The sequence below is a fragment of the Pseudomonas sp. LBUM1678 genome, from assembly GCF_059695575.1.
This window is the reverse complement of the sequence record NZ_CP166775.1, coordinates 3,226,391-3,248,093: the sequence shown is the minus strand read 5'-3', so window position 1 is coordinate 3,248,093 and position 21,703 is coordinate 3,226,391. Positions and strand designations below refer to the sequence as shown.

At 60.6% G+C, this 21,703-nt stretch carries 15 protein-coding genes; 10 read left to right on the top strand and 5 right to left on the bottom strand.

The genetic code is table 11. The annotated features are described in order from the left end of the window. Positions 1-27 precede the first annotated feature (27 nt). The 4 genes from ACA070_RS14875 to ACA070_RS14860 all read right to left on the bottom strand — a co-directional run bounded on the left by ACA070_RS14875 (position 28) and on the right by ACA070_RS14860 (position 5,802). Positions 28-1,215, bottom strand: a complete 1,188-nt coding sequence (locus ACA070_RS14875; protein ID WP_497451783.1) for a pyridoxal phosphate-dependent aminotransferase — start codon at positions 1,213-1,215, stop codon at positions 28-30. 43 nt (positions 1,216-1,258) lie between these two features. Beyond that, complete coding sequence (locus ACA070_RS14870) at positions 1,259-2,884, bottom strand: methyl-accepting chemotaxis protein (RefSeq protein ID WP_497451782.1); 1,626 nt, start codon at positions 2,882-2,884, stop codon at positions 1,259-1,261. Positions 2,885-3,257: 373 nt separating this feature from the next. Continuing rightward, a complete protein-coding gene (locus ACA070_RS14865) occupies positions 3,258-4,400 on the bottom strand; it encodes a glycerate kinase (protein WP_497451781.1) in 1,143 nt (380 codons plus the stop codon). 289 nt (positions 4,401-4,689) lie between these two features. Then, entirely contained in the window at positions 4,690-5,802 is a 1,113-nt protein-coding gene (locus ACA070_RS14860; RefSeq protein ID WP_497451780.1) for a sugar diacid recognition domain-containing protein, read from the bottom strand. Between the two features lie 170 nt (positions 5,803-5,972). On the opposite strand from ACA070_RS14860, the gene ACA070_RS14855 reads away from it, so the two are divergent. Continuing rightward, positions 5,973-7,283, top strand: coding sequence for an MFS transporter (locus ACA070_RS14855; RefSeq protein WP_497451779.1), 1,311 nt, complete (start codon positions 5,973-5,975; stop codon positions 7,281-7,283). Positions 7,284-7,540: 257 nt separating this feature from the next. On the opposite strand, the gene ACA070_RS14850 is transcribed toward ACA070_RS14855, so the two are convergent. After that, complete coding sequence (locus ACA070_RS14850) at positions 7,541-7,903, bottom strand: DUF6124 family protein (protein WP_497451778.1); 363 nt, start codon at positions 7,901-7,903, stop codon at positions 7,541-7,543. A gap of 445 nt (positions 7,904-8,348) precedes the next feature. On the opposite strand from ACA070_RS14850, the gene ACA070_RS14845 reads away from it, so the two are divergent. The 9 genes from ACA070_RS14845 (at position 8,349) to glgX (ending at position 21,703) form a co-directional block, all read left to right on the top strand. Next, positions 8,349-9,362, top strand: coding sequence for an aldo/keto reductase (locus ACA070_RS14845; RefSeq protein WP_497451777.1), 1,014 nt, complete (start codon positions 8,349-8,351; stop codon positions 9,360-9,362). Positions 9,363-9,552: 190 nt separating this feature from the next. Further along, the gene (locus ACA070_RS14840; RefSeq protein ID WP_497451776.1) at positions 9,553-9,825 is read left to right on the top strand and encodes a type II toxin-antitoxin system Phd/YefM family antitoxin; all 273 of its coding nucleotides are present in this window, start codon (positions 9,553-9,555) and stop codon (positions 9,823-9,825) included. Further along, positions 9,822-10,148 carry a type II toxin-antitoxin system RelE/ParE family toxin gene (locus ACA070_RS14835; protein ID WP_497451775.1) on the top strand — a complete coding sequence of 109 codons (327 nt, stop codon included), beginning with the start codon at positions 9,822-9,824 and terminating at the stop codon, positions 10,146-10,148. The genes ACA070_RS14840 and ACA070_RS14835 overlap by 4 nt, the downstream gene beginning before the upstream one ends. A 528-nt stretch (positions 10,149-10,676) precedes the next feature. After that, positions 10,677-12,263 (top strand): glycogen synthase GlgA, encoded by a 1,587-nt coding sequence (gene glgA, locus ACA070_RS14830; RefSeq protein ID WP_497451774.1) that lies wholly within the window; start codon positions 10,677-10,679, stop codon positions 12,261-12,263. Positions 12,264-12,279: 16 nt separating this feature from the next. Next, on the top strand, positions 12,280-14,076 hold the full coding sequence (gene treZ, locus ACA070_RS14825; protein ID WP_497451773.1) for a malto-oligosyltrehalose trehalohydrolase: 1,797 nt from the start codon (positions 12,280-12,282) through the stop codon (positions 14,074-14,076). Then, positions 14,073-16,151 (top strand): 4-alpha-glucanotransferase, encoded by a 2,079-nt coding sequence (gene malQ, locus ACA070_RS14820; RefSeq protein WP_497451772.1) that lies wholly within the window; start codon positions 14,073-14,075, stop codon positions 16,149-16,151. Before treZ ends, malQ begins: the two co-directional genes overlap by 4 nt. Then, entirely contained in the window at positions 16,148-18,925 is a 2,778-nt protein-coding gene (locus ACA070_RS14815; RefSeq protein ID WP_497451771.1) for a malto-oligosyltrehalose synthase, read from the top strand. The genes malQ and ACA070_RS14815 overlap by 4 nt, the downstream gene beginning before the upstream one ends. Before the next feature lie 21 nt (positions 18,926-18,946). Beyond that, positions 18,947-19,264, top strand: coding sequence for a DUF2934 domain-containing protein (locus ACA070_RS14810; RefSeq protein ID WP_497451770.1), 318 nt, complete (start codon positions 18,947-18,949; stop codon positions 19,262-19,264). Between the two features lie 279 nt (positions 19,265-19,543). After that, positions 19,544-21,703, top strand: a complete 2,160-nt coding sequence (gene glgX, locus ACA070_RS14805) for a glycogen debranching protein GlgX (RefSeq protein ID WP_497451769.1) — start codon at positions 19,544-19,546, stop codon at positions 21,701-21,703.

Genomic DNA, 21,703 nt, shown 5'->3' with positions numbered 1-21,703 from the left:
GAGGCCAGCACAAACAACACAAAACTGTCAGGCACGCCGTGCTTCGAGCAGGTCCGCCGCACATAAGGCAATCCGCCGGCAGGCATCCGCCAGTTTCACTTGATCCACTACCAACCCGATCCGGATATGCCCCGCCGCACTCGGTCCGAAAGCCTCCCCGGCGAGTACGGACACGCCGTAACCTTCCAGCAAGCGCTCGGCAAATCCTTGGGCGCACAACCCGGTCGGGCGCACATCCACCATCACAAACATCCCGCCATCCGGCTGGATCGGGCGAATACCCGCGCAACCACTCAACCTGGCGCACACCAAATCGCGACGCTGACGGTATTCCTCACGCATCAGCGCCACTTCCGGCAGGTCTTCATCCAGCGCCACTTGCGCGGCTTTCTGCACAAAATCCGGAATGCCGAACAGCATGCACAACGACAAATGCACCAGGTGTTCGGCGAGCATTTTCGGGCCGATTGACCAACCCACCCGCCAGCCGCTCATGGCGTGGGATTTGGAAAGACTGTTGATCGTCGTGGTGCGTTCGGCCATGCCCGGCAGGCTCGCCGGGCTGATGTGTTCTCCCTCGAACAAAAGATCGCTGTAGACCTCGTCGCTGATCAGCCACAGATCATGGCGCACGCACAACGCGGCCAGCGATTGCCAGGTCTTGAGCGGCAAACTGGCACCCGACGGATTGTTGGGGCTGTTGAGCAACAGGACGCGGGTCTTCGGCGTGATCAGCGCCGCCACATCCGCCGGGTCAACGCGAAAGCCGTTCTCCGGCCGCACCGCCACTGGCACCACTTTGGCGGCGCAGGCGCCGAATACGCCTTCGTAAGTCACGTACATCGGCTCAGCGACGATCACCTCATCGCCCGGATCGAGCAGGCATTGCGCAACCGAATACACCGCACATTGCGCCCCCGGAAACACGATCACATGATCGGCATCCACCGCCTGACCACTGCGCTGTCGATGGCGCCGCGCAACGCTGTTGCGCAACCCGCGGCTGCCGCGCACTTCCGGGTAATGCGTGTCACCGGCCCGCAAACTGTCGATGGCCGCCTGGACGATGGGCGGCGGCGTGTCGAAATCCGGATCGCCGATCGACAGCAGCAGCACATCGATTCCTTGCTCGCGCATTTCCAGCGCTCGGTCATGAATCTGCCAGGCTGCTGCTCCGTCGCCGGCGATTCGTTGGGTCAAGGCTGAATAGCGCATGTGTTTCTCCTGTCGCGCGCGGACTTCCAGACTCAACCCTATCTCAAATCACGAAACGCGCCACCATCGCATTCAAATCCACCGCCAGGCGCGACAGCTCATGGGTCGCGGCACTGGTCTGATGGGCACCGGCGGCGGACTGAGTCGCGAGGTCGCGGATGTTCACCAGGTTACGGTCAACTTCACGGGACACCTGGGCCTGTTCTTCCGAGGCGCTGGCGATCACCAGGTTGCGTTCGTTGATCAAGTGGATCGACTGGGTGATTTGCTCCAGTGCCACACCGGCGGCGCGAGCCATTTCCAGAGTACTTTGGGTGCGCTGATTGCTTTGCTGCATCGATGAGACGGCTTCGCCCGTGCCGTTCTGGATGCCGGCGACCATTTTTTCGATTTCCTGGGTCGATTGCGCGGTGCGATGGGCCAGGGCCCGGACTTCGTCCGCGACCACGGCAAACCCACGTCCGGCTTCACCGGCACGCGCCGCTTCAATCGCCGCGTTGAGGGCCAGCAGGTTGGTCTGTTCGGCGATGGCGCGGATCACGTCCAGCACTTTGCCGATGTCGCGACCCTGAGCGGCCAGGCCTTCGATCATCAGCGAAGTGTTTTGCACGTCGTGGGTCATGGTCTGGATTGCGTCGACGGTTTCCACTACGCGGTCGCGGCCTTCGCGCGCGGCCTGGGTCGACTGGTTCGAAGCTTCGGAGGTCGACACGGCGTTGCGCGCGACTTCTTCCACGGCGGCGGTCATTTCGTTGACCGCTGTGGCGGCCTGTTCGATTTCGTTGTTCTGTTGTTGCAGGCCGCGAGACGCTTCCTGGGTCACGGTGCTCAACTCTTCAGCTGCCGCGCCCAGTTGCGTGGCGGAACCGGCGATCTGTTCGATGGTTTTGCGCAAGTTACCCTGCATGACAGACAAGGCGCCGAGCAGACGGGCCGGTTCGTCCTTGCCGTCGATCTCGATGGCTTTGCTCAGGTTGCCGCCGGCAATGGTTTCGGCGGCCTGCACGGCGCGATTGAGCGGCGTAACGATGCTGCGGGTCAACAGCCAGGCGAGCAGCACGGTCATGAGCGAGGCCACTACCGACACCGCGATGATTCCGTTCACGGCAGTGTTGTAGTTTTCTTCAGCGATCACACCGGCCGCTTTCGCGCCATCCTGGTTGTACGCCACCAGTTTATTGAGCTGTTCGCCCATCTGGTCAGTGCCTTCCTTGATCCGAGTGTTGATCAAGGTGCGCATCTCATCCACCTTGTTCTGGCGCGACAGGTCCATCATCTCGCGCTGCGCTTGCATGTATTTGTCCAATGTCGCACTGAACACCTTGTACAGCGCCGCTTCGTCCGGGCCTGCCGGCAACTCGGCGTAGCTGGCCTGTGCCTTGCGTGCCTTGTCGGTGAGCACGCCAATTCGGGTTTCAGCCTCTTGCAAGCTCGCCGGCTCGCGGTTGACCAGAATCCGGAACGACAAAATGCGCATGCGCAGGATATTTTCGGTGACATTGCCCAGGTAGCTGACGCTGGGCAGTTGGGTGCTGCCCATGTCGACCGAGGACTGGCGGATGATCGACATGCGATTCACCGCAAAAACGCCCAGTACGATGACGAGCAAGGCAATGAAGGCAAACCCCAGGAAAGCTCGAGGCGCGATATTCAGATTACGCAGGGACATAGGACGATACTCGGGTGATTGAGGCGGCGAGCGTCCTTGCGGTGATGGCTGAGTGGCGGGCGTTGGCGCGCGCGGGGTCAGCTTGGCGCCACTGTTGTAATAGGTTTGTGTGCGCCTATTGGGTGTATCGGCTGGGGATGAGGTTTTATGCGGGGAATTGGGAAAAATATTTCAAGGGGCTGCAAGTGTTTCAACCTTGAAACACACATCCCTGTAGCAGCTGTCGAGCCTGCGAGGCTGCGTTCGGCTGCGAAGCAGTCGTAAAACCAGACAACGCGGTCATTCAGGCAAACCGCATGTTTCGGATTGGCGAGGACTGCGTCCTCGAACGCAGCCTCGCAGGCTCGGCAGCTGCTACAGGAATGGATTGACTTCAGGATTTGCGAGCGGCCATTCGCCAAACCCGCGCGATATCACTGGCGCGATCTTGCAACAACCGCGGTGCCTCGGCACAGGCCTGTTCCAGCGTCATTGGCCCACTGGCTAACGCAAACGCCGCATCGATGCCATGCGCATACAAATCCTGATACCCCTCGCCCAACGTCCCCGCGATCACAATCACCGGCACGCTTTGCTCTCGGGCAATACGCGCCACGCCGAACGGCGTCTTGCCGCGCAAGGTCTGCGCGTCGAAACGTCCTTCGCCAGTGATCACCAGATCGGCGCCCTTCACCGCCTCAGCCAACCCGACCAACTCGGCGACGACTTCCACGCCGGCCTTGAATTGCGCCTCCAGAAATGCCTTGGCCGCGAACCCCAGACCACCCGCCGCGCCGCTGCCCGGTTCGTCCTTGACGTCTTTGCCCAATGCCTGTGCGCACAGCCCGGCGAAGTGTCCAAGGGCTGCATCCAACTGCTGAACCTGCTCAGGCGATGCGCCTTTCTGCGGACCAAAAATCGCTGAAGCGCCGTGGGGACCGCACAGGGGATTGTTGACGTCGGCGGCGATGTCGAAGCGCACGTTGGCCAGGCGCGGATCGATTTGACTCAGGTCGATCCGAGCCAGTTGCGCCAAGTCCAAACCGCCCGGTGCCAGCGTCTGCCCTTGGGCGTCCAACAATTTAACGCCCAGCGCCTGCATCGCCCCGGCGCCGCCGTCGTTGGTGGCGCTGCCGCCAATGGCCAGGATCACCCGTTGCGCCCCGGCATCCAGCGCCGCACGAATCAGCTCGCCGGTGCCAAAGGTGCTGCTGATACACGCATCGCGTTGCCCCGGCGGAACCAATTGCAGGCCGCTGGCTTCGGCCATTTCGATGATCGCGGTGTGGGTTTGCGGCAACCAGCCCCACGCGGCATCGACGGTGGTGCCGAGCGGGCCGCGAACCTGCGTCCTGTGCATTTCGCCTTCACACGCCGCCAGAATCGACTCGACCGTGCCTTCGCCGCCGTCGGCCATCGGGCATTTGACCAACTGCGCGTCGGGCCAGACCTGCGCCAGGCCAAGGGCAATGGCGTCGGCCACACCCTGGGCACTCAGGCTGTCCTTGAACGAATCGGGGGCGATGACGATTTTCATGCGAATTCTCCAGTTCCAATGCGTTCCATGCTGCCAGCAGCCCCGAACAATAACGCCGGTCCGCTGCACAAGCGGGTGTGGCGTTTATTGTTCATTTTCACAAAGCCCTGCCGACGTACACACTTGTTGTAGCAGCTGCCGAGCAGCGCGAGGCTGCGTTCGAGGACGAAGTCCTCGCAAATCCGGTATATACGGTTTGTCTGATTCACCGCAGCGGATGATTTCACGACGGCTTCGCCGCCGAACGCAGCCTCGCGCTGCTCGGCAGCTGCTACAAAATTGGGGGTTGTCAGTCGGTTGGGGGGAGGAGCTGCACGCCCAGGTACAGCGCAAGCATCCCGTCCAGTTTCAGCGGATCAACCCCACTCAACTCGGCAATCCGCTCCATCCGATAGCGCAGGCTATTGCGATGAATCCCCAACGCCTCCGCACACGCCTGGCTCTGCCCGTCGTGTTCGCACCAACTGCGCAAGGTCGCCAGCAGTTGGCCGTTGCCGTCCTTGGCGATGACTTTGCGCAGTGGCTTGAGCAGCTCATCCAGCGCGTCGTCATTGCGATGCCGCCACAGCATCACCGGCAGCCGATAACGGTGGAGCGTCAGCAACCGCGAACGCGGCAACACATCGCGCCCATACGCCAGCAAGTCGCCGACCCGTCGATAGCAACGACGCAGCCCCGACAATCCATCCGCCTGCCCACCCACGGCAATGCGCAAAATGTTCCAGCCCAGACCGTCGAGCTTCTCCAGCAGCCGATCATTCTCGATCGCCTGACTTGCCGGTCGGCACCAAAGCAACGACGACTTCGCCGAACTCACGCACCAACTGTCCGGGTAACGTGATGTCAGCCAAGCACTGAGCGCATCGACGGTTTGCCCCGGACCGTGCTCCATGCCCAACTCAAACAAATACGGCACCCGAGTCATCTGCGGCTTGAGTCCCAGTTGCTGCGCTTCATCCAGCAGTCGCGGCGAATCCCCCGCCTCGCTCAGCAGCAACGCCAACAGATCATCGCAACGCTGTCGCCGCCATTGCTGCTCGGCCTGCTGATTGCGCTGGCCCACCAGCATTTCGGCGGTCATCCGCACCAGCTCGGCGTAGGTGCGCAGTTGCTCAGGTTCGCCGGTAATCCCCAGCACACCGATCAAGCGTTGATCGAGCAGCAACGGCAGATTGATCCCCGGCTGCACGCCTTTGAGATGAATCGCGGTTTGCGCATCGATTTCCACCACCCGCCCGTTGGCCAGCACCAATTGCGCGCCTTCATGGCGGGTGTTGATCCTCTCCGGTTCGCCGCTGCCGAGGATCAATCCCTGACTGTCCATGACGTTGACGTTGTACGGCAGGATGGCCATCGCCCGGTCGACGATGTCCTGGGCCAGGTCGTGATCGAGTTCGAACATATCGGGATCCTTGGAAGCGTGATGGGACGGGGTTGTTCACCCGCACAGGGCTTGGTTGCAAACCCTGTGCTCAGGCACAAAGACAGCAACCCCGAGGGTGGCCGAGACTCTCTGGGCGATCAACGTTACCCTGCGCATCGCAAAAAATCATAATAAAGAGAGAGCCCGCCATGTCACAGAGCGCCGCCGCTACCCAGGCCATCGTTGACGACAAAAACGCCGTCTACAAACGCATTACCCTGCGTTTGATCCCCTTCATCTTCATCTGCTACCTGTTCAACTACCTCGACCGGGTCAACGTTGGATTCGCCAAACTGCAGATGCTCGACGCACTGAAATTCAGCGAAACCGTGTACGGCCTCGGCGCCGGGATCTTCTTCATCGGCTACGTGCTGTGCGGCGTGCCGAGCAACCTGGCCCTGACCAGATTCGGCCCACGGCGCTGGATCGCGCTGATGATGATCGTCTGGGGCACGCTCTCGACCTGCCTGCTGTTCGTCACCACCCCGACCGAGTTCTACACCTTGCGCCTGTTCACCGGCGCGGCCGAAGCCGGGTTCTTCCCGGGCGTGGTGCTCTACCTCTCGCAGTGGTTCCCGACCTTCCGCCGTGGCCGCATCATGGCGCTGTTCATGTCGGCGATCCCGGTCTCCGGCCTGCTCGGCAGCCCGTTTTCCGGCTGGATCCTCAACCACTTCGCCGCCGGCCAGGGCGGTTTGGCGGGCTGGCAGTGGATGTTCCTGCTGCAAGGCATTCCGACCGTGATCCTCGGCGCCCTCGCCTATTTCCTGCTGAGCGACAGTTACGCCAACGCCAAATGGCTCACGCCGTTCGAGCGTTCGGTGCTGGAAGCCGACCACGCCGAAGACCTGGCCAACAAACCAAAAACCAACACCGACTCGCTGCTGGCCGTGTTCAAGAACCCGGCGATCTGGGCGTTCGGCCTGATCTATTTCTGCATCCAGAGCGGCGTCTACGCGATCAACTTCTGGCTGCCGTCGATCATCAAGAACCTGGGCTTCAGCGATAACCTGGTGATCGGCTGGTTGAGCGCGATTCCGTACCTGCTCGCGGCGCTGTTCATGTTGATGGTCGGCCGCTCGGCTGACCTACGCAAAGAACGCCGCTGGCACTTGGTGGTGCCGATGCTGATGGGCGCGGTGGGTCTGCTGATCGCCGTGAACTTCGCCACCACGCCGGCCATTGCGATTCTCGGCCTGACCATCGCCACCATGGGCGCCCTCACCGGCTTGCCGATGTTCTGGCCAGTGCCGACAGCAATGCTGAGCGCGGGCGCGGCGGCGGGCGGTTTGGCGTTGATCAACTCCATGGGACAGATGGCGGGTTTCCTGAGCCCGTACCTGGTGGGTTGGGTCAAGGACAGCACCGGCTCGACCGATGCGGCGCTTTATCTGCTGGCGGGCGTGATTGTGTGCGGGAGCATGTTGGCACTGCGCATGACGCGGACGTTGCGGGTTTAAGGCTTCACTTCACCACGCGTGATCACCAACAAAAACGGCCCTTTCGGGCCGTTTTTCATTTCGCGCGTGCAGACACGCTTTACGGGGGGCAGACACACTTTTGTGGCGAGGGAGCTTGCTCCCGCTGGGCTGCGAAGCAGCCCCAAAACCATTCACCGAAGTGTTTCAGTCAAACCGCGCACACGATTACGACTGCTGCGCAGCCGAGCGGGAGCAAGCTCCCTCGCCACAGGTTTATGCGCTCTTCAGGATCTGGGTTAACTCTGCAGGCCGACGTTATCCAACACCCGGTTCGCCGCAATCTCCGCCACCATGATGCTATTGGAAATCCCCAAAAGCGCATAACGCGACTCGCCCTCCAGATGATCCACCAACTGATGGACCATCACATCGACCGAGGCCAGTGTCTCGACCAGATAAACCGCCAGGGTTTCGGTCGTGGCCTCCGGGTCCACGGAAAACAGGGTGCTGCGGGTTCGCGGGGTGGCTTTGATGTCGGCATTCGACGGGAAGTGGAAATCGAGCGCTCGCTCGGCGGCCTCGTTGAGTTTTTTGGAATCGGCGGTTTCGTAGGGGGAAACGTTGTCCGCTTCTGGTGGGTTTGGTGTTGGTTTGAACATAGATGAAACTCCTTGTGCTACCAAAAAAGGAGCCATCACCCTCGCTACCAAACGAAGGGTGGCGGCCATGCGCAGGTTGGTAGACCGGGCACAAGGAACCGGCGCGTCCGAAGACGCCCTGTGCATGACCACCATAAAAGCTGAGGCGGAAAGACGCCTCAATTGATGGTGCATTGCACTCTTGTGAAAAACCGGGCTACCAAACCCCATCGCTGTTTTCAGCGACGGGGTAACGATAAAACCCAGGCCCAAGGCGCACAAGCCGGCGGATTCTGGCGCAGTCGTAGGCAACGGCGCAAGGATGTGTAGCCTGAGTACGTGTCTGAAGGTGTCCGTTAAACAGTGCTGTTTATTACTGTCACGTCTGTGTCGTTAATTTCACTTTTCTGCGCGCAGGCGTTCTGGTATTTGATTGAGGCTTTCCCACCGGTAAAAGGATTTCGTCATGAGCTATCGCACGCTGGGTCATTCGGGTTTACAGGTGTCGACCCTGACACTGGGCACCATGATGTTCGGCGAACAGACCAGCACCGAAGATTCCCTGCGGATCATCGACAAGGCCTGGGACCAGGGCATCAATTTCATCGACACCGCTGACGTCTACACCGGCGGCCGTTCCGAAGAGATCGTCGGCGAAGCGATTGCCGGCAACCGGCACGAATGGGTGCTGGCGACCAAGGTCGGATTCGGCCCGGTGGATGGTGTGCCGAACCGCAGCGGGTTGAGCCGCAAGCATATTTTCAACGGCCTCGACGCCAGCCTGACGCGGTTGGGCACGGACTATCTCGACATCTATTACCTGCACCGCGAAGACCACAACACGCCGCTGGAAGTGACAGTGTCGGCGATTGGCGATCTGATTCGCCAGGGCAAGATTCGGTATTGGGGGTTGTCGAACTATCGTGGCTGGCGGATTGCCGAGGTGATTCGTGTGGCCGATCAACTGGGCGTCGACCGGCCGGTGATCAGCCAGCCGCTGTACAACATTGTTAACCGTCAGGCCGAGACCGAGCAGATCACCGCCGCGCAAAATTATGGTCTGGGCGTGGTGCCTTACAGCCCGTTGGCTCGCGGTGTGCTCAGCGGCAAGTACGCACCCGACGTGAAACCGGACGCCAACAGCCGCGCCGGTCGCGCGGACAAACGTATTCTGGAAACCGAGTGGCGGGTGGAGTCGTTGCGCATTGCCCAACAGATTCAGCGGTACACCCAGGAGCGTGGCGTGGGCATTGTCGAGTTCGCGATTGCCTGGGTGCTGAACAACGGCGCCGTGACGTCGGCGATTGTCGGACCGCGCACCGAGGAACAGTGGGATGCGTACACCAAGGCGCAGGCGGTGAAGATTACGACTGAAGATGAGGCGTTTATTGATTCGCTGGTCACGCCGGGGCATTCCTCGACGCCGGGGTTCAATGATGTGAGTCATTTTGTTTCAGGACGTAAACCGCGTACGGCATAGTATTTTCGCGAATGGGCTCGCACGTTGGATCTGTGTCATCTACTCATCTCTGCGGCAGCGAGCCCATTTGTGAAGGCATCAGCCGTAATGGCCAGGTAGAACCGGAATCAATAAACGCTGGTCAACTGAATCTGACGCAGGACTGAATTAAGACTAAACTCGGTCCTACTCAATCCAGCGAGGCTCACCCATGAAGCTTTCATCTCAAATCAAGCCGATCAGCTACCTGAAAAGCCACACTGCCGAAATCGTCAAAGCACTTACAGAGAGCCGCGAGCCCTTGGTGATTACCCAAAACGGTGAAGCGAAGCTTGTGGTCATGGACGTAAAAAGTTTCGAAGAGCAGGAAGACACCATGGCCTTGCTTAAGCTCTTGGCGATGGGAAATCGTGAGGTAGAAGACGGCAAGTTTCGCGATGCCGAAGATGTCTTTGCTGAACTGGACAGGGCTGACCCTCAATGAGTTTAAAGGTCGTCATTCTTCAGTCTGCCGAGATTGACCTGAAAGAACTTCGTATTTATCTCATCCAACAGTTCTCTACCCAAACCTGGCAAAGCACCTATGCCGATCTGAAGGCCGCCATCCGCTATTTGGGGACACAGCCCTATTCAGGATCGATGCCGGAGGAAATCAAGAAACTTAATCTGAGTCAGTATCGACAAACCCTGTCAGGGATGAACCGGATCATCTATGAGATTCGAGAGCAGACGATCTATGTCCACATCATTGCTGACACCCGAAAGAGTCTGCCTGCACTGCTGATGAAGCGGCTGCTTCAAGGGTAGTCCCACCACTCCTCCAAGCCTGAAAATACAAGCGAGCCTGCTCGTGAAGAAGCCCTCAAACCCGACACCTCTCGCACCGCAATGGTGCGTCGCCCTATAAATTCCGCCCATTTCCATGACTCTCCAGTCCCGTTTTGACCCACTCTCAAAAATAAACCTGCCCTTCGTCGGTGCGTTCCCCCCTGAAAGCGCTGTGCCTTTACCCTCTTCTCACTGATTGTCGAACAATTTCGCCACTTGACCTGTCCCGCTCTAGGATCTGGCCTAGACTCATTTTCGCGAGGTAAAACCGGTCAGTCATCTGGTGGTAAGAAACTCGAAACTTTTGGTCCTGGCAGGGGGTCAGGTTAAAGGTAGGGCCACAGCGACTGGTGCATTCCTTGCAACGGCCCCTCCACCCTTTCTGCATTAGCGCATTGGGCAGCATTGCTCACCGATGCGTAGCGCGTTTGCGCCCGGCCACAGGATTTGGCCACGAACACCGTTTGTGTCAGACCTGGAATTAGATCAACAACACGGGAGATTCATATGATTAGTGCGGCTTTAGATATTCAGGGAGAGCGTGCTCATCAGCAGGTCGGCGAATCAAGCGCCGTGAATGCTCCGGGCGCCCAATCGATCAGCGTTCCGGGCACCAAGACGTTGACACCGGCTGCCAGTCAGAATCCGAACAGAAAGAAAGTGTTGTTCGTCACCTCCGAGATCGCCGATCTGGTCAAGACCGGCGGTTTGGGCGACGTTTCCGCAGCACTGCCCCGGGCGATGGCGCAACTGCACGATGTGCGGGTGCTGATCCCCGGTTATCCGCAAGTGCTGCACAGCGAGAACCCGATTCATATCATCGGTGAACTGGGCGGGCACGCCGCACTACCACCCTGCCAGATCGGGCGCATGGACATGCCGGACGGTCTGGTCATTTACGTGTTGATCTGCCCCGAGCTCTACGAGCGCGAAGGTTCGCCTTACGGTGCCAACAACGGCCGCGACTGGCCGGACAACCACATCCGTTTTGCACGCCTGGGCCTCGCCGCCGCCGATATTGCCGCCAATCTTGCACAAATTCACTGGTGCCCGGATCTGGTGCATGCCCACGATTGGCCAGCCGGGCTGGCGCCTGCTTATATGCACTGGCGTGGTCAGCGCACCCCGACGCTGTTCACCATTCACAACCTGGCCTATCAAGGTGTCACCAGCCTTGGTTCGTGCCCGGAACTCGGTATTCCAAACCATGCCTTGCAACAGGAAGGCATGGAGTTCTACGGCAAGATGTCGTTCCTCAAGGCCGGCATGGCCTACTCGAGCCACATCACCACCGTCAGCGCCACCTACGCTCAGGAAATCACCACGCCGGCCTTCGGCTGTGGACTCGACGGCTTTCTCGCCGCCAAGACCCAGCAAGGCCTGCTCAGCGGTATTCCCAACGGCATTGATGAAAGCTGGGACGCCGCCACCGACACGCACCTGTTCCGCCCGTTCAGCATCGGCGACTGGGAAGGCAAAGCGGTCAACGCTGCCCACGTCCGTGAACTGTTCGGCCTGGAAGACTCCGAAGGCCCGCTGTTCGCCGTGGTCTCGCGTCTGGTCTATCAGAAAGGCCTGGACCTGACCGAAGGGGTTTCCGAATACATCGTCAACAACGGCGGCCAGATCGCGATCATCGGTCGTGGCGAGCCGGAAGAAGAACAAGCCATGCGTGAGCTGGCATTGCGCTTCCCCGGGCAGATCGGTGTGCGCATCGGCTTCAATGAAACCGACGCCCGTCGCATGTTCGCCGGCAGTGATTTCCTGTTGATGCCGTCGCGTTACGAGCCTTGCGGCCTGAGCCAGATGTACGCCCAGCGCTTCGGTTCGTTGCCGGTGGCACGCAATACCGGCGGTCTGGCCGACACCATTGAAAACGGCGTGACCGGTTTCCTGTTCGACGAATCCACGGTCGAGAGCTACCAGGAAGCCCTGAGCCGCGCGTTCAAGGTGTTTGCTTTCCCTGGCCTGCTCAACGCCATGCGTTGCCGCGCCATGGCCGCGCCTTTCAACTGGTGCCAGGCAGTAGAACCCTACGCCGAACTCTACGAACAACTTGTCGCCAAAGCCTTGGGTAAATCGGGCAAACAGTAAAAAGAGGTTTTCAAAGATGCCGTTACGGACCCTTGAGACCTGGCCCCACGGCGCAATTATGCTGGACGCAGAACACACGCGTTTTGCCTTGTGGGCGCCAGATGCGTTTTACGTCAGTGTCGAACTGGAAGATGGACAATCCTTGCCACTCCTGCCTCAGGCAGATGGCTGGTTCGTGATCAAGACCCGCTGCCCTGCGGGTATGCGTTACCGCTACAACATTGATGGCGAGCTGGAGGTGCCGGACCCGGCCTCCCGCGCGCAGGCCGGCGACATCGGCGACCACAGCGTGGTGGTCGATCCCCTCGCCTATCAATGGCAAAACAGCGCCTGGACCGGCCGCCCCTGGAACGAGGCCGTCATCTACGAATTGCACGTCGGTGCGCTCGGCGGCTTCAGTGAAGTCGAACAGCACCTGGCGCGCCTGGTTGACTTGGGCATCACCGCGATCGAACTGATGCCGCTGGCGCAGTTCCCCGGCGATCGAAACTGGGGCTACGACGGGGTTCTGCCCTACGCGCCCCAAGCCTCCTACGGCACTCCCGAACAACTCAAACACCTGATCGACACCGCCCACGGCCATGGCCTGGCGGTAATTCTCGACGTGGTCTACAACCACTTCGGCCCGGACGGCAATTACCTGCATCATTACGCCAAGGGCTTCTTTCGCGAAGACAAGCACACGCCATGGGGCGCGGCCATCGACTTCCGGCGGCGCGAGGTACGGGACTTCTTCATCGACAACGCGCTGATGTGGTTGCTGGAATACCGCTTCGATGGCTTGCGTCTGGATGCGGTGCACGCCATCGAGAGCCCGGACTTTCTTCAGGAACTGGCGCAACGGGTTCGGCAACAGACCGATCCGGCGCGGCATGTCTGGCTGACGGTCGAGAACGAACACAACCAGGCCAGCCTGTTGGAAGAAGGCTTCGACGCGCAGTGGAACGATGACGGCCACAACGCCTTGCACGTTTTGCTGACCGGTGAAACCGACGCCTATTACGCCGACTACGCCGAGAACCCCACCGGACAACTGGCACGCTGCCTGAGCCAGGGTTTTGTGTTTCAGGGCCACGTGACCCGCCACGGTACAACCCGGGGCGAGCCCAGCGGTCACTTGCCGCCTAGCGCGTTTGTGCTGTTTTTGCAGAACCATGACCAGATTGGCAACCGTGCCTTTGGCGAACGACTGCATCAACTGACCCACCTAGACGCCTTGAAAGCCGCGACCGCGCTGTTGCTGCTGTCACCGATGATCCCGCTGATGTTCATGGGCGATGAGTTCGCCGCCGAGGAGCCGTTCCTGTTCTTTACCAGCCACCACGGTGAATTGGCGGAGCTGGTCCGCGAAGGGCGACGTAACGAATTTGCAGCGTTCAGCGCTTTTACTGATCCGCATAAACGCGAACTGATCCCCGATCCCAACGCACAACAGACCTTTGAAGCGTCGCGGCCGCAACTGACCGCCACCCGACAATCGGCCATGCAGGGCCTGTATCGCCAGCTGTTGCAGATTCGCCATGACCACATCATTCCGCATCTGCCGGGTGCTCAGGCCCTGGGTGCCGAGGTGCTGGCCGAGGGTGCGGTGACGGCGCGCTGGTTACTGGGTAATGGCCGTCAGCTGCGCATTGACCTGAACCTCAGCGACACGCCAGTGGTCCACTCCCCACAGGCCGACGCCAGGTTGTTGTTTGAAACTCCGCCTCAGTCAGCCGGCCTGTTGGAACAGGGCACCCTTGCCCCGTATTGCGCGCTAGTCAGCCTCACGGCCGCAGCCCCCTTGCTACCCCCGGATGGAGAGCGCCAATGAGTGATGCGCAACTTGAAATACTGGCCAGCCGAGCCGGATTGGCAGTCGACTGGATCGACGCCAACGGCCGCCCGCAGAAAGTCGCCCCATCGGTATTGCGTAACGTCCTGATCGGACTTGGCCACCCTGCCAGCACCGCGCAGGAAATCGACGCCAGCCTCCTGCAATTGCAGGAGGTGCAACAGACCCGTCATCTACCGCCACTGATCACCGCAGACTTCGGCGTCAGCCTTGATCTGGCGCATTTCTTCGAGCCGGAAACACCGTGCGAGATCCACCTTGAAGATGGCTCACGGCTTAACCTGAAACTGGATGCCGAGGCGTTGCTGCCCGGCCTGGTTCCGGTTGGTTATCAACACGTCAGCATCGATGGACAATCATTCACTCTGGCCGTGGCACCGACGCGCTGCTACAGCGTCGGCGATGCCGTCGACAGTCCGATCCCGCGCACCTGGGGCCTCAGCGTGCAGTTGTATTCGCTGCGTCGCCCCGGCGATGGCGGGTTCGGCGATACCCAGGCGCTGGAAGACCTCGCCCGAGTGGCTGGCGAACGCGGCGCCGAGGCGTTGGCGATCAGTCCGCTGCATGCGATGTTCGGCAGCGACACCCAACGCTACAGCCCGTATTCACCGTCCAGCCGTTTGTTTCTCAACAGCCTCTATGCCGCACCGGGCGCGATTCTCGGCGAGCGTGCGTGGCGTGCCGCGATTGACGCCACTGGCCTGGCCGCCGAACTGCAACAGCTGGAAGAACAGCCGCTGATTAACTGGCCCGTGGCCGCCGAAGCCAAGCATCGCTTGCTGCAAGCCTTGTACGAAGGCTTCGTCCAGGGCGAACACCCGTTGCATGCCGACTTCAGCAGCTTCCGCCATGCACAGGGCGAAGCATTGGAAAACCACTGCCGCTTCGAAGCCATTCAAGAAGCCCGCGCCGCCAAGGGTGAAACCCTCGACTGGCGCGAGTGGCCGGAACAATGGCGCGACCCGCGCAGCGCCGCCCTTGCCGAATTTGCCGAAGAGAACGCCGGGCGTATTGGCTTCTTCGCCTTCAGCCAATGGCTGATAACCCGCTGCCTTGAGCGTGCACAAACCGCCGCCCGCAGTGCGGGGATGAGCATCGGTCTGATCGCTGATTTGGCCGTGGGTGCCGACGGTGGTGGCAGTCAGGCCTGGAGTCGCCAGGACGAATTGCTCGCCTCACTGACGGTCGGCGCGCCGCCGGACATTCTTAACCGCACCGGTCAGGGCTGGGGCATTTCCGCGTTTTCCCCTGAAGGCTTGGTGCGCAACGGCTTTCGCGCATTCATCGAAATGCTCCGGGCCAATTTCGCTCACGCCGGCGGTTTGCGCATTGATCACGTCATGGGCCTGCAACGGTTGTGGGTGATCCCTAATGGTTCACCGCCCGCCGACGGCGCCTACCTGTATTACCCGGTGGACGACCTGCTGCGTTTGCTGAGCCTTGAATCCCATCGTCATCAGGCAATCGTCCTCGGCGAAGACCTCGGGACGGTAGCGGATGGCCTGCGGGAAAAACTCATCGCGCGCTCGATCCTCGGCATGCGGGTGTTGTTGTTTGAACAGGACAACGCGCACTTCAAAACGATTCTCGACTGGCCGGACAACGCCCTCGCGACCACCAGCACCCATGACCTGCCGACGCTCAATGGCTGGTGGCATGGCCGTGATATCGACTGGAATGCCCGACTGGGCCTGGTCGACGCCACGAGTGAAATCGAATGGCGCCACCACCGTGAACGCGAGCGCGAAGGCCTGCGTCGTGTGTTGAGCGAGGACCCGCAGAACTTTCGCGAAGAGTCCCATGAAACCGACCAGGTGCTGGACGCCGCGGTCCGTTTTCTCGGGCATACCCGGGCGCCGCTGGTGTTGCTTCCGCTGGAAGATGCCTTGGGCGTCGAACAGCAGGCCAACCTGCCCGGCACCATCGACACGCATCCCAACTGGTCGCGGCGTTTGCCCGGCGGCAGCGAAGCGCTGCTCGACGACCCGGACGCGGCCCGGCGCCTGGAATTACTCGCCTGCGCGCGACTTCAGGCTGGCGAGCGTGACCAATGAATCACCCGTTAATCCAACCGTTGCGCGCAACCCTGCGGCTGCAATTTCATAAAGGCTTCACGCTGGATCAAGCGGTGCCGCTGGTGCCGTACTTTGCCAGCCTCGGCATCAGCCACGTCTACGCCTCGCCACTGCTCGCTGCCCGATCCGGCTCCATGCACGGCTACGACGTAGTGGACCCGACCACGGTCAACCCTGAGTTGGGTGGCGAAGCGGCCTTGCGCCGATTGGTCGGTGCCCTGCGCGAACACAAGATGGGGCTGATCCTCGACATCGTCTCCAACCACATGGCCGTCGGTGGCAGTGATAACCCGTGGTGGCTGGACTTGCTGGAATGGGGACGCCTGAGCCCTTACGGCGAGTTCTTCGACATTCAATGGCACTCGCCCGACCCGCTGATGGAGGGTCAGTTGCTGCTGCCTTTCCTCGGCAGCGATTACGGTATCGCGCTGCAAGACGGCACCCTGCCCTTGCGTTTCGATGCAGAGCGCGGCGAGTTTTATGTCGAGCACTACGAGCATCATTTTCCGATCTGCCCGTCGAGCTACGGTGAACTGCTGCGGACCGACGACGAACCGCTCAAGTTTCTCGCCGACCGCTTCAGTGCCTTGAGCTACCAGACCGATGCGCACAGCCTGGCGCAACCGCTGAAGGCGGAGCTGCGTGAACTGGCCAGTGACCCTGCGCTACTCAAGTGCATCCAGCAGAATCTCAGCGCCTATGATTCGCTGACGCCCGAAGGTTTCCAGCGCCTGCACCACTTGCTCGAACGCCAGAGTTATCGCTTGGCCAGTTGGCGCACGGCGGCGGATGACATCAATTGGCGGCGGTTTTTCGATATCAACGAACTGGGCGGCCTGCGGGTCGAACGGCCGGCGGTGTTCGAAGCGACCCACGCGAAAATCTTCGAGCTGGTCGCTGAAGGCCTGGTCGACGGTCTGCGCATCGACCACATCGACGGCCTCGCCGACCCGCGTGGTTACTGCCGCAAACTGCGGCGTCGGGTCGATACGCTGTCGCCCGACCGGCACTTGCCGATCTTCGTCGAGAAGATCCTCGGCGAAGGCGAAACCCTGCACCGTGACTGGTCGGTGGACGGCACCACCGGTTACGAATTCATGAACCAGTTGTCGTTGCTGCAGCACGATCCCGACGGCGCCCAGACCTTGGGCGAGTTTTGGAATCGCTACAGCGAACGGCCTGCGGACTTCCGCCAGGAAGCGCAACTGGCGCGTCAGCAGATTCTCAACGGCTCATTGGCCGGTGATTTCGAGAGTGTGGCCAAAGCACTGCTGCAAGTGGCCCGGGACGACTTGATGACCCGCGACCTGACCCTGGGCGCGATCCGTCGGGCCTTGCAGGAGCTGATCGTACATTTCCCGGTGTATCGCACCTATATCAGTCCGCGTGGCCGTTCTGCCGAAGACGACGTGTTTTTCCAGCAAGCCATGGACGGTGCCCGGCAAACCCTCAGCGAGGCTGATTGGCCCGTGCTGGACTGCCTGGCCGGTTGGCTCGGCGGTGAGCCGTGGCGCAAACGCCCGGTGGGTCGTCAGCGCAAGATCCTTAAGCACGCCTGCGTACGTTTCCAGCAACTGACGTCACCGGCGGCCGCCAAGGCAGTGGAAGACACCGCGTTCTATCGCTCGGCGGTTCTGCTGTCGCGCAATGATGTGGGGTTCAGCACCGAGCAGTTCAGTGCGCCGGTTGCCGATTTTCATGCCGTCTGCATTAACCGTCTGGAACAGTTTCCGGACAACCTGCTGGCCACTGCCACTCACGACCATAAACGCGGCGAAGACACCCGTGCGCGTTTGGCAGTGTTAAGCGAACGCAGTGCCTGGTATGCCGAGCAGGTCCCGTTGTGGAGGACGCTTGCCCGGCCCCTGCGTGACGACGACCACATGCCCTCGGCCGGCGATGAATTGATCCTGTATCAGGCAATCCTCGGCAGTTGGCCGCTGGATCTGCGCGGTGACGATCAATCGGCGCTCGAGGACTACGCCAAACGTCTGTGGCAGTGGCAACAGAAAGCCTTGCGTGAAGCCAAGCTGCAAAGCAGTTGGAGCGCGGCGAACGAGCCTTATGAAAAAGCCATGCAGGTGTTTATCGAGCGCCTGCTGCTGAGTCCGGAGGGTGAACTGTTACGCGCCGCCCTCGGCAAAGCGGTGCAAACGATTACCGCCCCCGGCGCGATCAACGGTTTGGCGCAAACCTTGCTGCGCATGACCGTACCGGGGATCCCGGACCTCTATCAGGGCAACGAGTACTGGGATTTCTCGCTGGTGGATCCGGACAACCGCCGGCCGGTGGATTACGCCGCCCGCCAACAGGCAATGCAGGTGCCGTTGAATCTGCCCGACCTCTTGGCCAACTGGCGTGACGGGCGGATCAAGCAAACCCTGATCAAACTGGTGTTGAACCTGCGGGCCGAGCACGCCGATCTGTTTCGGCGCGGGACGTATCAAGCCCTTGAGGTCGTCGGCAGCCAGGCTCACCGGGTGCTGGCCTTTGCTCGCGAGCATGAAGGAATACGGGCCATCGTGATCGTACCGATACGTTGTGCCCCACTGCTGGAAAACAGTGCCGAACCCCGGGTTGACGCGCTGCGTTGGGGCGATACGCGGGTCAAACTGCCGTTCACCGCCTCTGAGGAAAATCTGAAGGGACTTTTCTCGAGCACAGCAGTCACACCCCACAGGGAGCTGAACATCAGCGCCGCGCTGGGGGATTTCCCGGTCAATCTCTTTATTCAAACGTTTACCCAAGCTTGAGTTCAGTTCAGGAGTATTGCGATGAGTACCGACGATAAACGCGTTCGCGAATTTGCCTATCAAATCTGGGAGTCGGAAGGGAAACCCGTAGGCCAGGAAGCCCGGCATTGGGAGATGGCGCGCAAACTGGCTGAAGCCGAAGCGCTGGCACCGAGTAAATCGCCGAAGGCTGCCGGCAGTAAAACGGCTGCCAAACCTGCTGTGGCCAAAGCCGCCAATGGCAAGGTTCCCGAGCCGAAAGCCAAATCCAAGCCTGCAGCGGCCTCCAAGGTGATTCCGCCAGGCGAAAAAGCTGCAGAGAAGAAGCCTCGCGCCGCGAAGAAACCTCCGGCAGTCTGACGCTTCACTATCGCTTCCTGATTGACCTCGTGGCCAGCCCCCTGGCCACCGTGGAATCGTTCGCCCGAAATAAAGAGCCATTGTGGGAGCGAACTGTGGCGAGGGGATTTATCCCCGTTCGGCTGCGAAGCAGTCGCCAATCCGTACAACTCAGCTGTTTGAACGGACGCTGGGGGCCGCTTCGCAGCCCAACGGGGATAAATCCCCTCGCCACAAGTCGCTCCCACATGGTTTCGTGGCATTAAGTTATTCGTTTACCCCTTTTTTGCAGGAGCATGTATGACCAGTCCAAAGAAAGCCGCGCCAGAACCTCACGCCGAGGCCTCGCGAATCCGTGAAGGCCTGCCCTTCCCGCTGGGCGCGACCTGGGATGGCCTGGGGGTCAACTTTGCCTTGTTTTCCGCCAACGCCACCAAAGTCGAACTGTGCATTTTCGACGATGCCGGCGAGGTCGAACTCGAGCGGATCGAACTGCCGGAATACACCGACGAGATCTACCACGGCTACCTGCCCGACGCCCATCCGGGGCTGATCTACGGCTACCGTGTCTATGGCGCATACGACCCGGCCAACGGTCATCGCTTCAACCACAACAAACTGCTGATCGACCCCTACGCCAAGCAATTGGTCGGCCAGTTGAAATGGTCTGAAGCGCTGTTCGGCTACACCATCGGCCACCCCGACGCCGACCTGAGTTTCGATGAGCGCGACAGTGCGCCGTTCGTACCGAAGTGCAAGGTCATCGACCCGGCTCACACCTGGGGCAACGATCAACGGGTCAGCATCCCGTGGGACAAGACGATCATTTATGAAACCCACCTGCGCGGCATCAGCATGCGTCACCCCTCCGTCCCCGAGAACGTGCGCGGCACCTGCGCCGGGTTGATGGTCGATGACGTGCTGGAACACATTCGTAAACTCGGGGTGTCGTCGGTGGAATTGCTGCCGATCCACGCCTTCGTCAACGACCAGCACCTGCTGCATAAAGGCATGACCAATTACTGGGGCTACAACAGCATCGCCTTTTTCGCCCCGGACCCGCGCTACCTGGCCAGCGGCAAGATCGCCGAGTTCAAGGAGATGGTCGCGCATCTGCACGAGGCCAATCTGGAAGTGATCCTCGACGTGGTCTACAACCACACCGCCGAGGGCAACGAACAAGGCCCGACCCTGTCCATGCGCGGCATCGACAACGCTTCGTACTACCGCTTGATGCCCGATGACAAGCGCTACTACATCAACGATTCCGGCACCGGCAACACCCTCGACCTGAGTCACCCGTGCGTGCTGCAAATGGTCACCGACTCCCTGCGGTACTGGGCCACGGAAATGCACGTGGACGGTTTCCGCTTCGACCTGGCGACCATTCTCGGCCGCTACCACGAGGGCTTCGACGAACGTCACAGCTTCCTCGTCGCCTGTCGCCAGGACCCGGTGCTGCGCCAGGTGAAAATGATCGCCGAGCCTTGGGATTGTGGCCCTGGTGGTTATCAAGTCGGTGGGTTCCCGCCGGGCTGGGTCGAATGGAACGACAAATTCCGCGACACCGTGCGTGCATTCTGGAAAGGCGATGACGGCCAACTGGCAGACTTCGCCAGCCGCATGACCGCTTCCGGCGAAATGTTCAACCAGCGCGGCCGGCGGCCCTATGCCTCGTTGAACTTCATCACGGCGCATGACGGTTTCACCCTCAATGACCTGGTGTCGTACAACGACAAGCACAACGAAGCCAACGACGAGAACAATCAGGACGGCAGCAACAACAACCTGTCGTGGAACCACGGCGTCGAAGGCCCGACCGATGACCCGGAAATCAATGAGCTGCGTCAGCGGCAAATGCGCAATTTCTTCGCCACATTGCTGCTGTCCCAAGGCACACCAATGCTGGTGGCCGGCGACGAATTCGCCCGCACCCAGGAAGGCAACAACAACGCCTATTGCCAGGACAGCGAGATCGGCTGGGTCAACTGGGACCTGAGCGAAGACGGCAAGGCCCTGCTCAAGTTCGTCAAACGCCTGATCAAGTTGCGCCTGGCCTATCCGATCCTGCGTCGTGGACGCTTCCTGGTGGGCAATTACAACGAGGACATCGGCGTCAAGGACGTGACCTGGCTCGCCCCGGATGGCAGTGAAATGTCCACCGAACAATGGGGAGAAGGCCATGGTCGCTGCCTCGGCATGCTGCTCGATGGCCGTGCACAGGAAACCGGTATCCGCCGCAAGGGCGGTGACGCGACCTTGTTACTGGTGGTCAACGCGCACCACGACATCGTCAATTTCACCTTGCCGGAAGTGCCGGACGGCTTTCACTGGACGTGCATGATCGACACCAATCAACCGAAGATTCGCGGGCAGGAGCTTTTCGAGTTCGGTCACGAATATTCCGTCACCGGTCGTTCGCTGCTGCTGTTCGAATTGCAGCATGAGGAAGAAGAGTGA

Coding starts and splice junctions, on each gene's coding strand:
- treZ (WP_497451773.1), top strand. CDS start 12,280: ATGCCGTTACGGACCCTTGAGACCTGGCCCCACGGCGCAATTATGCTG.
- ACA070_RS14865 (WP_497451781.1), bottom strand. CDS start 4,400: ATGAAAATCGTCATCGCCCCCGATTCGTTCAAGGACAGCCTGAGTGCC.
- ACA070_RS14855 (WP_497451779.1), top strand. CDS start 5,973: ATGTCACAGAGCGCCGCCGCTACCCAGGCCATCGTTGACGACAAAAAC.
- ACA070_RS14860 (WP_497451780.1), bottom strand. CDS start 5,802: ATGTTCGAACTCGATCACGACCTGGCCCAGGACATCGTCGACCGGGCG.
- ACA070_RS14840 (WP_497451776.1), top strand. CDS start 9,553: ATGAAGCTTTCATCTCAAATCAAGCCGATCAGCTACCTGAAAAGCCAC.
- malQ (WP_497451772.1), top strand. CDS start 14,073: ATGAGTGATGCGCAACTTGAAATACTGGCCAGCCGAGCCGGATTGGCA.
- ACA070_RS14835 (WP_497451775.1), top strand. CDS start 9,822: ATGAGTTTAAAGGTCGTCATTCTTCAGTCTGCCGAGATTGACCTGAAA.
- ACA070_RS14845 (WP_497451777.1), top strand. CDS start 8,349: ATGAGCTATCGCACGCTGGGTCATTCGGGTTTACAGGTGTCGACCCTG.
- glgX (WP_497451769.1), top strand. CDS start 19,544: ATGACCAGTCCAAAGAAAGCCGCGCCAGAACCTCACGCCGAGGCCTCG.
- ACA070_RS14850 (WP_497451778.1), bottom strand. CDS start 7,903: ATGTTCAAACCAACACCAAACCCACCAGAAGCGGACAACGTTTCCCCC.
- glgA (WP_497451774.1), top strand. CDS start 10,677: ATGATTAGTGCGGCTTTAGATATTCAGGGAGAGCGTGCTCATCAGCAG.
- ACA070_RS14810 (WP_497451770.1), top strand. CDS start 18,947: ATGAGTACCGACGATAAACGCGTTCGCGAATTTGCCTATCAAATCTGG.
- ACA070_RS14815 (WP_497451771.1), top strand. CDS start 16,148: ATGAATCACCCGTTAATCCAACCGTTGCGCGCAACCCTGCGGCTGCAA.
- ACA070_RS14870 (WP_497451782.1), bottom strand. CDS start 2,884: ATGTCCCTGCGTAATCTGAATATCGCGCCTCGAGCTTTCCTGGGGTTT.
- ACA070_RS14875 (WP_497451783.1), bottom strand. CDS start 1,215: ATGCGCTATTCAGCCTTGACCCAACGAATCGCCGGCGACGGAGCAGCA.